The 14,195-nt window shown below is 72.5% G+C and carries 9 protein-coding genes; 5 read left to right on the top strand and 4 right to left on the bottom strand.

Annotation, left to right across the window (positions count from 1 at the left end; genetic code table 11):
* The first annotated feature begins 134 nt into the window (after positions 1-134).
* Complete coding sequence (locus CPE01_RS09790) at positions 135-2,021, top strand: ABC transporter ATP-binding protein (protein ID WP_146806460.1); 1,887 nt, start codon at positions 135-137, stop codon at positions 2,019-2,021.
* Entirely contained in the window at positions 2,018-3,757 is a 1,740-nt protein-coding gene (locus CPE01_RS09785; RefSeq protein ID WP_146806459.1) for an ABC transporter ATP-binding protein, read from the top strand. Before CPE01_RS09790 ends, CPE01_RS09785 begins: the two co-directional genes overlap by 4 nt.
* A gap of 194 nt (positions 3,758-3,951) precedes the next feature.
* Here CPE01_RS09785 and CPE01_RS09780 read toward each other — a convergent pair whose 3' ends face one another.
* From CPE01_RS09780 to CPE01_RS09770, 3 genes are all read right to left on the bottom strand, one after another.
* Positions 3,952-4,530, bottom strand: a complete 579-nt coding sequence (locus tag CPE01_RS09780; RefSeq protein ID WP_146806458.1) for a hypothetical protein — start codon at positions 4,528-4,530, stop codon at positions 3,952-3,954.
* 267 nt (positions 4,531-4,797) lie between these two features.
* Positions 4,798-5,217, bottom strand: a complete 420-nt coding sequence (locus CPE01_RS09775) for a hypothetical protein (protein WP_146806457.1) — start codon at positions 5,215-5,217, stop codon at positions 4,798-4,800.
* 149 nt (positions 5,218-5,366) lie between these two features.
* Positions 5,367-6,254, bottom strand: a complete 888-nt coding sequence (locus CPE01_RS09770) for an SURF1 family protein (protein ID WP_246783848.1) — start codon at positions 6,252-6,254, stop codon at positions 5,367-5,369.
* Between the two features lie 260 nt (positions 6,255-6,514).
* Here CPE01_RS09770 and CPE01_RS09765 point away from each other — a divergent pair, with 260 nt between their 5' ends.
* The 3 genes from CPE01_RS09765 to CPE01_RS09755 are packed head-to-tail and all read left to right on the top strand — an operon-like array spanning position 6,515 to position 12,332.
* On the top strand, positions 6,515-8,983 hold the full coding sequence (locus tag CPE01_RS09765) for a phosphoketolase family protein (protein WP_146806456.1): 2,469 nt from the start codon (positions 6,515-6,517) through the stop codon (positions 8,981-8,983).
* A 53-nt stretch (positions 8,984-9,036) separates the two neighbouring features.
* A complete protein-coding gene (gene pta / locus CPE01_RS09760; RefSeq protein ID WP_146806455.1) occupies positions 9,037-11,124 on the top strand; it encodes a phosphate acetyltransferase in 2,088 nt (695 codons plus the stop codon).
* Positions 11,121-12,332, top strand: a complete 1,212-nt coding sequence (locus CPE01_RS09755; protein WP_146806454.1) for an acetate/propionate family kinase — start codon at positions 11,121-11,123, stop codon at positions 12,330-12,332. Before pta ends, CPE01_RS09755 begins: the two co-directional genes overlap by 4 nt.
* Before the next feature lie 98 nt (positions 12,333-12,430).
* Here CPE01_RS09755 and CPE01_RS09750 read toward each other — a convergent pair whose 3' ends face one another.
* Positions 12,431-14,083: a succinic semialdehyde dehydrogenase gene (locus CPE01_RS09750; RefSeq protein WP_146806453.1), complete on the bottom strand. Its 1,653-nt coding sequence runs from the start codon at positions 14,081-14,083 to the stop codon at positions 12,431-12,433.
* Positions 14,084-14,195 lie beyond the last annotated feature (112 nt).

The raw sequence follows: 14,195 nt of genomic DNA, 5'->3' as shown, positions 1-14,195 counted from the left end.
CCCCCCAGGGTAGTCGCCGCACCCCGCTGCTCCGGCCGCCGTCCACCTGCTGCGCACCGGCCTCGTAGCGACTCTCGGCCGGACCGGCGAAAAGCAGTCGAGCCGTGTCAGTACCCGCCCGTAACGTGGAACGAGTGCGATCCCTCCCCTTGGCTGACCCGGGTACCCCGCCTCTGACGGGGCCCGTGGCGTACCTGCTCTGGCAGGCGCGCCGGCAGTGGGGCATCCTCACCGCCGGCGTCCTGCTCGGCGTCCTCATGTTCTCGTGCCAGGCCGCGCTGCCGTACGTGACCGGCCACGCGATCGACTCCGGCCTCGCGCACGGGTTCGGCTCGGACCTGGTGCGGGCCGCCGGTGCGCTCGCGGGGCTCGGCGTGATCTCGGCCGCGGCGTCGGCGATCGGCCACCGCTTCGACGTCGAGAACTGGCTGCGGGCCTCGTTCGCCGCGTCCCAGCTCGTCGGCCGCCGCGTCGCCCGCTCGGGACACACCATCACCGCGGAGCTGCCGACGGGTGAGGTCGTCTCGGCCGTCGCGAACGACGCGCTGCGCATCGGTGAGATCTTCCACACCTTGCCGCGCTTCATCGGCTCGATCGTGGCGTACGGCATCGCGGCGTTCGTCATGCTGCGCACCTCGGTGTCGCTCGGCCTGATCGTCGTGCTCGGCCTGCCGACCGTCACGATCTGCATCGCGGCGCTGGTCAAGCCGCTGCAGCGCCGCCAGGCGGCGCAGCGCGAGGCGTCGGGCCGGCTCACGACGCTCGGCTCCGACACCGTCTCGGGCCTGCGCATCCTGCGCGGGATCGGCGGCGAGGGCGTGTTCACGGCCCGCTACCGCGAGCAGTCGCAGCTCGTGCGGCGCAAGGGCGAGGCCGTCGCGGTCACGCAGTCCTGGCTCGACGCGCTGCAGGTGCTGCTGCCGGGCGCGTTCGTCGTGGTGCTCATCTGGTACGGCGCGCACCTGGCCGTCACGGGCGAGATCACCCCGGGGCAGCTCGTGCAGGCGTACGGCTTCGCCGCGTTCCTGGCGTGGCCGGTCCAGCAGATGACGTACACGGTGCAGTCCGCGACGCGCGCCCACGTCGGCGCGGGCAAGGTGCTCAACGTCCTGCGCGTGGTGCCGGCCACGGGCGCGCGCCCGGGCACGCAGGCGCCGCCCCCTGCAGGGGTGCCGCTGGTCGACGAGACGTCGGGCGTGACGGTCCGGCCCGGTCGGGTCAGCGCGCTGGTCTGTGCCGACCCCGACGAGTCGGCGGCGGTCGCCACGCGCATGGGCCGGTTCGACGACGAGGCCGAGGTCGACACACCGGTGCGCCTGGGCGGCGTGCTGCTGGCCGAGCTCGACAAGCAGGTCGTGCGCGAGCGCATCCTGCTCGCCGAGGCGACGCCGCACCTGTTCTCGGGCACGCTCGCGAACGAGCTCGACGTGCACGGCCCGGGCGACGCCGAGCGTCTGCTGCGCGCGATCGCGCTCGCGGACGCGCACGACGTGCTCGACTCCGTGCCGGACGGGCTCGCGGGTGAGATCCCGGAGAAGGGGCGGTCCCTGTCGGGCGGTCAGCGCCAGCGCGTCGCGCTCGCACGTGCGCTCCTGCTCGACCCGGAGATCCTGCTGCTGGTCGAGCCGACGTCCGCGGTCGACGCGCACACCGAGGCGCGCATCGCGGCCCGGCTCGCCGGCGAGCGCCGGGGACGCGCGACGCTGATCGTGACGGCGTCGCCGCTCGTGCTCGACCACGTCGACGAGGTGCAGCTCCTGGTGGACGGCCGGGTGGTCGCCACCGGGACGCACGCCGAGCTGCTGGCCCGCCCGGACGAGCAGGGCACCGCGTACCGGCGCGTCGTGGAACGTCACCTGGACGACGAGACGCCGCCCCACGGCGTCCCTGCGCTGGTGACGAGTCACGCCGACGTGACGCGCGACGACCCGATCGCCGACGAGGCGTTCGACGCCCTGATGAACGGTCAGCTCGACGGCCAGACCGCCGGGACCACCGAGACGAGAGGAGGACGGTCGTGAAGCTGCCCATCGCCGACGCGGCGACGGTCCGTGCGTACGCGCTCCACCTCCTGCGCGCGCACCGCCGGCCGCTGAGCGGCATCGCCGTGCTGCACACGTGCGCCGCGATCCTCGGCCTGGCCGGGCCGTGGATCCTCGGCCGGCTCGTCGACGCGGTCGCCGACGGCACGACGACCGGCTACGTCAACAGCCTCGTCGCGCTCGGCGCAGGCGCGGTGCTCGGTCAGACCGTGCTCACGCGGTTCGCGCAGCGCAGCTCGATGCTGTTCGGCGAGATGGTCTTCGCCGATCTGCGCGAGGAGTTCATCGAGACGGTGACGTCGCTGCCGCTGTCGACGGTCGAGCGGGCGGGCACGGGTGACCTCGTCGCCCGCACGACGAACGACGTCAACAAGCTGCAGAACGCGGTGCGCTTCGGGGTGCCGCGCGTGATCGTCGCGATCGTGACGATCACGCTGACGGTGGTCGCGTGCGTCGTGCTGTCCCCGCTCGTCGCGCTCGCGATGTTCGTGGGCGTGCCGGTCATGCTCGCGGTCGTGCGCTGGTACCTGCGCCGCGCGACGCCTGCCTACCTGCGCGAGTCCGCCGCGTACGCGACCCTCAACGGCACCATCACGGAGTCGGTCGAGGGCGCGCGCACGGTCGACGCGCTGCGGATGGGCCCGCGCCGCGAGGCCCGCGTCGAGGATGACCTGCGCGAGGCGTTCGACGCCGAGCGCGTCACCCTCAACCTGCGCACCGGGCTGTTCCCGGGCGTGGACTTCGCGTTCACCGCCGCGCCCGTCGCCGTGCTGCTGTGGGGCGGCTGGCTCGTCTCGCAGGGTCATGTGTCGCTGGGCGTCGTCGCGACGATCGTCCTCTACACGTACCAGGTGTCGGGGCCGGTCTGGGACCTGATCTTCTGGCTCGACGAGATCCAGGTCGCGGCGACCTCGCTCGCACGCATCGTCGGCATCCGGCTCGTGGAGCCGGACCGCGAGGCGCGCGAGGGCACCCCGGTCGACGAGGACGTCACGGCGCGCGAGCTGCGCTACGCGTACCGCGAGGGCCACGACGTGCTGCACGGCATCGACCTCGACCTGCGCTCGGGTGAGCGGCTCGCCGTGGTCGGTCCGTCCGGCGCGGGCAAGTCCACGCTCGGCCGCATGCTGGCCGGCATCCACCCGCCCACGGGCGGGACGGTCAGCGTGGGCGGTGTGCCGCTCGTCGACCTGCCGCTCGAGGAGCTGCGCGGGCACGTCGCGCTCGTGACCCAGGAGCACCACGTGTTCGTCGGCACGGTCGCGGACAACCTGCGGCTCGCGGACCCGGACGCGTCGCAGGAGTCGCTGCGGCGTGCGCTCGAGGCGGTGGACGCGTGGGGCTGGGTGGCCGCGCTGCCCGAGGGCCTCGCGACCGAGATCGGCTCGGGCGGTGCCCCGCTCACGCCGGCGCAGGCCCAGCAGATCGCGCTCGCGCGGCTCGTGCTGCTCGACCCGCACACGCTGGTCCTGGACGAGGCGACGTCGCTGCTCGACCCGCGGGCCGCGCGGCACCTCGAGCGCTCGCTCAACGGCGTGCTCGCGGGTCGCACGGTCGTGGCGATCGCGCACCGCCTGCACACTGCGCACGACGCCGACCGCGTCGCCGTGGTCGACGGCGGCCTGATCACCGAGATCGGCCCGCACGACGAGCTCGTCGCGGCGGGCGGCGACTACGCGGCGCTCTGGCGCTCGTGGCAGCACGACGCGAGCTAGACGGGCGAGCGACCTGCAACTCGTCAGCGGGAGCTGCTGCGCGGCACGACCACTGACCGGCGGTCAGGCCGTGGCCGACAGGTCGTGGTACCCAGCATCGCCCTCGGCCCACGTGGGTGGGTCGGCGCTCGCGCCGACCCACCCACGTGACGCCGAGCCGCCCGGGAGGGCTTGCCGGCGCGGGCTCGACGAGATCAGACGAGAGGGTTGGAGTAGGTCTGGCTCGCCCACGGCGTGTAGTACGTCGCGCCACTGACCACCACGTAGGCCCGCGACTCGATCTTGACCTGCTTCAGCTTCACCCGACCACCGGTGAAGACGTACCCCTGCTCCGACGCGAGCGTGATCGACTTGGTGAACGTGCTGCTCGACGTGCTGTAGCACGAGGTGCCGTTGAACACCGGCGTCTTGGTCGTGAGCCCCGAGATGCTCGAGCTCGCGAACGCGAGGGGGAGCCCGCCGAACGGCGTCGATCCGGCCCAACCGAGAGCCGACGACGTGCCGGTGACGCGCCCCTGGATGCAGACCTTCGTGACCCCGCCGCACAACAGGTCGAGCCGAGCTCCGAACTTGAGGCCCACGAGGTCGATCTTGGGCTGACCGTCCGGCTCGGCGTTGGCGCTCACGGTGGCGTAGAAGTCACGACTCGTGCACGCCTTGCCCCACTGGACGTCGTTCAGCCGCGTCGAGGCGCTTGCCGGGACGCTGACTGCGATCGCGGTAGCCGCAACCACCGCGGTCGCGAGGCCTCGGAACCACATTCTCCTGGTCATCCGCTCACCCTTCGTGTCTCGCCCGGCGTCGGGCGCTGCAGGAGGGCCACCCCCCGGCCCGGGCAGTCTGGCAGGACAGAAAGGCACGCTCTGGGCGGTTTGCTCACCATCACCCGAATGCCGACGGACGCCTGGGCAGTGGCGCCGGTCGCCGGCTCCTGTGGCCGGTGACACCGCAGACGCGCTACGCGCGGCACTCCCCGGAGCGGAACGCGCACCGGGCGCATGTTCGCTCAGAGCGAACGCATCGCCACCCGGCGCACCGCGTCAGTCGGCGACGTAGCGGGCCTCGATCTCAGCGAAGAACGCGCGGGACAGGCGCACGAAGTCGTCGTAGCGCACGACGATGTCCTCACCCGGACGCGTGTGCAGCACGGTGCGCTGCGGGTCGAGCGCGACCTTCGGGTCCTCGACCATCCGGCCGCCGTTCGCCATGAGCGACTGGGCCAGCAGGCGCACCTCGTTGAGCGCGTTGCCGTCGTTGCCCTCCTTGGCGCGCAGCCGGTGCACGAAGCGCATCTCGAGCGCGAGCACGAGCGCGGCGAAGTAGCTCACCTCGAGGTCGTCGAGCGCGGTGTCGTCGACGTCGCTGTCGGATCGCGCGATGTCGAACGCCGCGATCTCGGACTCGACCTGAGCCCGGCAGTCTGCGATGTAGTCGGCGTCGTAGGTCCCCTGCGCGAGCATCGTCGTCTCCCTGTCGCTGTGCCGGCCTCCGGCGGCCGGCGTCCCCCGGGTGCATCGTCGCACCAACGGCCGTGTCGCACGACGGTCTCGCCCCAGGAAGATCCCGGTCACGCGCAGGTCAGGCCGCGCAGGCCGCGCCCGTCATGCTGCTACGCGCTCGGGGTCGCCGGTGGAACCCCGGCCGCCGGGCGGCCCCGCGCCTCGTCGCGGACCATCCGCAGCCACAGCGCCGCGGCGAACCCGCCGAAGATCCACCACTGCGCGGCGTAGGCGAGGTTCTGCACGTTGAGACCCGAGCCTGGCGTGCGGGGCGGGTCGAGCAGCGCGAGCGTGGCGCCCTGCGCCGGCTCGGAGTCGACGAGCACGAGGTAGCCCGAGTAGATCGGCCCACCCCACTCCCCCACGAGCTCGGCCGACGAGATCGCTGTGGCCCGGCCGTCGCGCACGCCGTCGGCGGCCTGCTGGGCGGCCTGCTCGGACGCCTGCAGGTAGCCGGTGACAGCCACCGTGCCGGCGGGAGGCTCGTCGGCCTCGTCGGGCGACGCGACCCAGCCGCGCACGACGGGGAGCACGGCGCCCGCCGCCTGCGCGCCCTGCGCACCGCCGGCGTCGCTCACGCGCAGCGGCGTGAGCACCAGGTAGCCGACCTCGCCCTCGTGCACGCGCTCCGGCACGACGACCTGGCCGGCAGCCTCGTACGTGCCGGTCACCGACACCTTGCGGGCCACGAGCTCGCCGCGGAACGCGGTCTGCGGGCTCAGCTCGTCGCCCAGCGGCACGGGGGTCGCGGCGACGACCTGCGCGTCGTGCTCGGCCTGCGCGCGGTGGCCGCGGACCTCGGCGCGGTCGAGCTGCCACGCGCCGAGCAGCCCGCACACCGTGGCGGCCGCGGCGAGCAGGAGCGCCATGACGAGCATCCTGGGTCGCACGGCGGCGCGGAGCATGGTCGTCGGCTCGCCGGCCGCCCGCACGGACCACGTGTCCGGGGCCGGGTGCGCGGCCTCGTCTGGCGCGGTCACGGGGGCTCGTTCGGGCACGTCACCACGGTAACCCGCCAGGCGGGAGACGACGGGGCGTCACGAAGGTCACACCCGCCGCGCCGTGCCGGGCGCCCGCCGCCGGGAAACGGCCGTGACCTGCGAAGATCTCGCTGAGCGTGACACGGCCACATGCGGTTGTATGAACAGTGGCGCCTGCACCCTGGGTAGGACGTCCCACGGGCTGCGCTGCTCGCAGGGTTGGCTGGAACCGGCTCGAACCACCCGCGGCGCGACCGTGGGACGACACGGGGAGCGATATGAGCACCACGACGACATGGCAGTCAGGCAGCGGCACGGCGATCGACGACGCGACGCTGGACCGTATCGACAAGTGGTGGCGTGCTGCCAACTACCTGTCGGTGGGGCAGATCTACCTGCTGGACAACCCGCTGCTGCGTGAGCCCCTCACGCGCGACCACGTCAAGCCCCGGCTGCTCGGCCACTGGGGCACGACGCCCGGCCTGAACTTCCTGTACGCGCACCTCAACCGCGCGATCGCGGAGCGCAGCCAGTCGACGATCTACGTCACGGGCCCCGGTCACGGCGGGCCCGGCCTGGTCGCGAGCGCCTACCTCGACGGCACCTACTCCGAGACGTACTCCGACATCACGGAGGACGAGGAGGGCCTGCGCCGCCTGTTCAAGCAGTTCTCGTTCCCGGGTGGCATCCCCTCGCACGTCGCCCCGGAGACGCCGGGCTCGATCCACGAGGGCGGCGAGCTCGGGTACGCCCTGTCGCACGCGTACGGCGCGGCGTTCGACAACCCCGACCTGCTGGTCGCCGCGGTCGTCGGCGACGGCGAGGCCGAGACCGGCCCGCTCGCGACGAGCTGGCACTCGAACAAGTTCGTCAACCCCGCGCAGGACGGTGTCGTGCTGCCGATCCTGCACCTCAACGGGTACAAGATCGCCAACCCGACCGTGCTGGACCGCATCAGCGACGACGAGCTGCGTGCGCTCATGGTCGGGTACGGCCACAAGCCGTTCTTCTTCGAGGGCGGCTACGACCAGGACGAGCCGATCGCCGAGGTGCACCGCCGGTTCGCGGCGATGCTCGACGAGGTGCTCGACGAGATCGCCGCGATCAAGGCGCGCGCGGCCCAGGGCGACGTGAGCCGTCCGCAGTGGCCGATGATCGTCTTCCGCACCCCCAAGGGCTGGACCGGTCCGGACTACATCGACGGCAAGAAGACGACCGGCTCGTGGCGCGCGCACCAGGTGCCGCTCGCGAACGCGCGGGACACCGCGGAGCACCTCGAGGTGCTCGAGCAGTGGCTCGCGTCCTACCGGGTCGCCGAGCTGTTCGACGCGACCGGCGCGCTCGACCCGGACATCCGTGCGCTGGCCCCGACCGGCGACCTGCGCATGAGCGCCAACCCGGTCGCGAACGGCGGCATCCTGCTGCGCGACCTGCGGCTGCCGGACTTCCGCGACTTCGCGGTCGACGTGCCGACGCCGGGCGGCTCGATCTCCGAGGCGCCGCGCGTGCTCGGTGAGTACCTGACCGAGGTCATCCGCCGCAACCCCGACAACTTCCGGATCTTCGGCCCGGACGAGACGGCGTCGAACCGTCTGCAGGCCGTCTACGGGGTCACGGACAAGCAGTGGAACGCGGACTTCGAGAGCCCCGAGGTCGACGAGCACCTGGCCCGCGCCGGGCGCGTCATGGAGATGCTGTCCGAGCACCAGTGCCAGGGCTGGCTCGAGGGCTACCTGCTCACCGGGCGCCACGGCCTGTTCACGAGCTACGAGGCCTTCATCCACATCGTCGACTCGATGTTCAACCAGCACGCGAAGTGGCTCAAGGTCACGAACGACATCCCGTGGCGCCGGCCGATCGCGAGCCTGAACTACCTGCTGTCCAGCCACGTCTGGCGTCAGGACCACAACGGCTTCAGCCACCAGGACCCCGGCTTCATCGACCACGTGGTCAACAAGAAGGCCGAGGTCGTGCGGGTGTACCTGCCGCCGGACGCGAACACGCTGCTGAGCACGTACGACCACTGCCTGCGCAGCCGTCAGTACGTCAACGTGGTGGTGTCCGGCAAGCAGCCCGCGCCGAACTTCCTGACGATGGACCAGGCCGTCGCGCACTGCACGCGCGGGCTGGGCATCTGGGAGTGGGCGGGTTCGGAGGCGCCCGACGAGGAGCCCGACGTCGTGCTGGCCGCGGCGGGCGACGTGCCCACGCTCGAGGTGCTCGCGGCCGTCGACATCCTGCGCCGCGAGCTGCCCCAGCTCAAGGTGCGCGTGGTCAACGTCGTCGACCTCATGCGCCTGCAGGACGCGCGTGAGCACCCGCACGGTCTGACGGACGCGGAGTTCGACACGATCTTCACCGCGGACCGCCCGATCGTCTTCGCGTACCACGGCTACCCGTGGCTGATCCACCGCCTCACGTACCGCCGCAACGGGCACGCGAACCTGCACGTGCGCGGGTACAAGGAGGAGGGCACGACCACGACGCCGTTCGACATGGTGATGCTCAACGACCTCGACCGGTTCCACCTGGTGATCGACGTGATCGACCACGTGCACTGGCTGCGCGCCTCGCAGGCGGGGCTGCGTCAGCGCATGGTGGACGCGCGCCTCGAGGCCCGCCAGTACACGCGCGAGCACGGCGAGGACCTGCCGTCGGTGCGGGACTGGGTGTGGCCCGACGCGCAGGACCTGTCGAGCTCCGAGCAGGTCGACGCCACCGTCTTCACGGGCGGTGACAACGAGTAGGACGCCACCGCCCGCCCCATCAGCACGACCAGCAGGACTGGAGTACGCCCACCGTGGCACGCAGCATCTATGTCGCCTCCCCTGAGGGGGACACCGGGAAGTCGACGGTCGCCCTCGGGCTCGTCGACCTCCTCGCCCGCACCGTCCAGCGCGTCGGGGTGTTCCGCCCCGTCGCGCGGTCGACCCAGGCCCGTGACTACGTGCTCGAGCTGCTGCTCGAGCACGACGGGGTCGGCCTGTCGTACGACGAGTGCATCGGCACGACCTACGAGAAGGTGCACGACAACCCCGAGGAGGCGCTGTCGCAGATCGTGGCGCGCTTCCACGCGGTGGAGCGACGTTGCGACGCGGTCGTCATCGTCGGCACCGACTACACCGATGTCGCCTCGCCGACCGAGCTCGCGTTCAACGCGCGCATCGCGGCGAACCTGGGCGCGCCGGTGGTCCTCGTCGTCAACGGCAACAAGCGCCGTCCCGACGAGATCGAGCAGGTCGTCGAGGTCGCGATCAACGAGCTCGCGGTCAACCACGCGCACGTCGCGGCGGTCGTGCCGAACCGGTGCGCGCAGCCTGCGCTCGACGTCGTGCGTCGCCTCGTGCAGAACGCGATCGGTCGGCCGACGTGGACGCTGCCCGAGAGCCCGTTGCTCTCGGCGCCGACCATGCGTCAGCTGATGGAGTCGGTCGAGGGCACGCTGATCTCGGGCGACGACGCGCTGCTGGGGCGTGAGGTGCTCGACATGCTGGTGGGCGCCATGGAGATCGAGCACCTGCTCGGTCGCCTGTCCGACGGCGCGGTCATCATGACCCCGGGCGACCGCTCGGACATCCTGCTGGGCCTGCTGCTCGCCCACCAGGCCGACGGCTTCCCGACGCTCGCGGGCATCATCCTCAACGGCGGGTTCCGTCCGTCGAAGACGATCTCGCGGCTCGTCGAGGGCCTCGGCAGCCGGCTGCCGATCATCGCGACGGACTTCGGGACGTTCCGCACGGCCAGCACGGTCGCCTCGACCCGCGGGCGGCTGTCGGCCGACTCGCAGCGCAAGGTCGACACGGCGCTGTCGCTGTTCGAGCGGCACGTCGACGGCCCGGCGCTGCTCGCGGCCCTCGACGTCGCCAAGCCCGACGTGGTCACGCCGCTCATGTTCGAGTACACGCTGCTCGACCGGGCGCGCGCCGACCGCCGCCGCATCGTCCTGCCCGAGGGCAACGACGACCGGATCCTGCGCGCGGCCTCGACGCTGCTGCAGCGCAGCGTCGCGGACCTGACGATCCTGGGCGACGAGAGCGCGATCCGGGCGCGGGCGGCCGAGCTCGGCCTCACGCTCGACGGCGCCGACGTGATCGACCCGCACGACCCGCAGTACGTCGACCGGTTCGCCGCGGAGTACGCCAAGATCCGCGCGCACAAGGGCATGACGATCGAGCGGGCGCGCGAGATCGTCCCGTCGGTCTCGTACTTCGGCACGATGATGGTGCACCTCGGCCTGGCCGACGGCATGGTCTCGGGCGCGGTGCACACCACGGCACACACCATCAAGCCGAGCTTCGAGATCATCAAGACCGCCCCGGGCGTCTCGAACGTCTCGAGCGCGTTCCTCATGTGCCTCGAGGACCGCGTGCTCGTGTACGCCGACTGCGCGGTGATCCCGGACCCGACCGCCGAGCAGCTCGCGGACATCGCGATCTCGTCGGCGGAGACGGCCGTGCAGTTCGGCATCGAGCCGCGCATCGCGATGCTGTCGTACTCGACGGGCGCGTCGGGTACGGGCGCGGACGTGGACAAGGTCCGCGCCGCGACCGCGCTCGTCCGCGAGCGTCGCCCCGACCTGTCGGTCGAGGGCCCGATCCAGTACGACGCCGCGGTCGACGCGTCCGTCGCCCAGACCAAGCTCCCGGACTCGACCGTCGCGGGCCGGGCCACGGTGTTCGTCTTCCCGGACCTCAACACCGGCAACAACACCTACAAGGCGGTCCAGCGGTCCGCGGGCGCGGTCGCGATCGGCCCCGTGCTGCAGGGTCTGCGCAAGCCCGTCAACGACCTGTCGCGCGGCGCGCTCGTGCAGGACATCGTCAACACCGTCGCGATCACCGCGATCCAGGCGCAGGCCGAGCGGGCCGGCGAGGAGGAGCAGGCATGACCACCCAGAGCACGAGCGTCCTCGTCGTCAACTCCGGTTCGTCGTCGATCAAGTACCAGCTCGTCGACCCGGTCGGCGGCGAGGCGATCGCCTGGGGCATCGTCGAGCGGATCGGCGAGGAGGTGGGCTCGCTCAAGCACGTCACGCAGACGTCGACCACCGAGCGCGAGCTGCCCGTCCCGGACCACGGCGAGGGTCTGCGTCGCGTGCTGAGCCTCTTCGAGGCGGTCGGCCCCGACCTGTCGCGCGCCAACGTGATCGCGGTGGGTCACCGCGTCGTGCAGGGCGGCCCGGTGTTCGACGGCCCGGTCCTGGTCGACGCGCTCGTCGAGCACCAGATCGAGCAGCTCTCGCCGCTCGCACCGCTGCACAACCCGGCCAACCTGACCGGCATCCGCGTGGGTCGCGCGCTGCTGCCCGACGTGCCGCACGTCGCGGTGTTCGACACGGCGTTCTTCCACCACCTGCCGGCCGCGGCCGCGTCCTACGCGATCGACCGCGACGTCGCCGAGAAGCACAGCGTCCGCCGGTACGGCGCGCACGGCACGTCGCACCAGTACGTCTCGCACGAGGTCGCCGCGTTCCTCGGGCGTGACGTGGAGCAGACGAGCACGATCGTGCTGCACCTCGGCAACGGCGCGTCGGCGTCGGCGGTGAAGAACGGCCACGCGGTCGACACGTCGATGGGTCTGACGCCGCTCGAGGGCCTCGTCATGGGCACGCGCTCGGGCGACATCGACCCGGCCGTGACGTTCCACCTCATGCGCAACGCGGGGATGGACGTCGACGAGGTCGACGACCTGCTCAACCGCCGTTCGGGCCTCAAGGGCATGACCGGTCAGAACGACCTGCGCGAGGTCCACCGGCTGGTCGAGGAGGGCGATGCGGGCGCGAAGGTCGCGATCGACGTCTACGCCCACCGGATCAAGAAGTACATCGGCGGCTACACGGCGGTGCTCGGCGGCGTGGACGTCATCGCCTTCACCGCCGGGGTCGGCGAGAACGACGACATCGTGCGTGCTCGTGCGTGCGAGGGGCTCGAGCGGCTCGGCATCGAGATCGACCTCGAGCGCAACGCGGGCCGCAAGAAGGAGCCGACGATCATCTCGACGGACTCCTCGCCGACGACGGTCGTCGTGTTCCCGACGAACGAGGAGCTCGCGATCGCGCGCCTGGCCGTCGACGTGGTCACGGGCGGACGTCCCTGACCGTCCCCTCCCCCGCCTGACGACGGACGGGCCGGCCCCTCTGCGGGTCGGCCCGTCCGCCGTTCGCGTGCCGAGGCCCGACGTGAGCCGGCCGCCCGTCAGGGCAGACGCGCGGCCTTCATCGCGCGCAGCAGCTCGGTGTAGACCTGCGGCCACACGTCGGTGCCGAGCTCGAACAGCCGGCGCAGCCCCATCGGCGGCAGCCCGAGCACGCCGTGCGCGCCGTGCTGCACGGCGATCGACTGCAGCCTCGTCGTCTCCCACAGGCCCTCGCGCCCGTGCCGCACGCCGATGCCGGACGAGCCCCACCCGCCCTGCGGCGCACCCAGCGAGCCCCACGTCGCGACGTAGCCCTCGTTGACGTTGACCGACCCCGCGTGGACACGGCGCGCGAGCGCGGCACCGCGCCGCGCGTCGGCGGTCCAGATGCTCGCGTTCAGCCCGAACTCGGTGTCGTTCATGGCGGCGACCGCCTCGTCGTCGGACGCGACGGGGTAGAGCGCGACGACGGGCCCGAACGTCTCCTCGCGGAACAGGCGCGCGTGCGGCGAGACGTCCACCAGGACGGTCGGCTCGTAGAACCACGGGCCGAGGTCGCTGCGGTGCACGCCACCGGCGAGCACCCGCGCACCCAGGCCGAGCGCGTCCTCGACGTGCTCGACGACGGTCGCGAGCTGCGCTGCGGACGTGAGCGAGCCGATGTCGCTGCGGTAGTCCAGCCCGGTGCCCAGGCGCAGCTCGCGCGTGCGGCGCGCGAGCTCGGCCGCGAACTCGTCGAACACGTCACGGTGCACGTAGATCCGCTCGATGCTCACGCACACCTGACCCGCACCGACGAAGCACGCGCGCACGGCGCCCTCGGCCGCGACCTCGACGTCGACGTCGTCCGCGACGTACATCGCGTTCTTGCCGCCGAGCTCGAGCGTCGCCGGCACGAGCCGCTCGCCGGCGCTCGCCGCCACGACGCGACCGGTGCGCGTCGAGCCCGTGAAGCTCACGTGGTCGCTGTGCTCGATCACCGCGCCGCCGATGCTCGGCCCGTCGCCGACGACGACCTGCAGCACGCCCGCGGGCAGCCCCGCGTCCTCGAGCAGCTCGGCGGCCCACAGCGCGGTCAGCGCGGTCTGCGGGTCGGGTCGCAGCAGGACCGCGTTGCCCGCGACGAGCGCGGGGAGCACGTCGCCCAGGGTGAGCGTCAGCGGGAAGTTCCAGGGCGCGATGATGCCGACGACCCCGACGGGGTGACGCAGGACGCGCGTGCTCGTCAGCCCCGGCACCGTCCCGAGCACGCGGCGCGGAGCGAGGTAGCGGCGGGCGCGCGCCGCGTAGTGCCGCGAGACGAGCGCGATGTCGGCGACCTCCTCGAACGCCGAGACCCGCGCCTTGCCGGTCTCGAGCTGGATGAGGTCGAGCACGTCGCTCTGCCGCTCGAGCACGAGGTCGTGCACCGCGGACAGCACGGCGGCGCGCTCACGCACCGGACGGGCCGCCCAGAGGCGCTGCGCGGCGCGTGCCGAGCGCGCGGCGCGCGCGACGTCCTCGGGCGTGGAGAGCGGGACCGCCGCGATCGGGGCGCCCGTGAACGGCGCGTGCGACGTGGACGTGCTCGCGCCGGGCGACGCGACGACCCGGCGCAGGAGCGTCGCGACGTCCTCGGGTTCGAGCACGTAGGTGGCGAGCGGGTCCGTCTCGGGGTCGAAGAGCTCGGCTGCGGGTCGCTGCTCGTGCTGACCGTCGTGTTCCTGAGCCATGCCCGCCAGGGTACGCGCGGGATCTGTCCGGGCCCGGCGGCGCCCCGCGGCCCGATCGGGCGACGCCGCCGGGCCCGGCCGGGCGCCCGGGGCAAGCCATCGCGCCAGGGCG

Origin of the sequence: Cellulomonas persica (assembly GCF_007989825.1) — a bacterium.
GTDB lineage: Bacteria > Actinomycetota > Actinomycetes > Actinomycetales > Cellulomonadaceae > Cellulomonas > Cellulomonas persica.
Note: the sequence above shows the minus strand (reverse complement) of the source record. Positions and strands in the feature narration are given on the sequence as shown.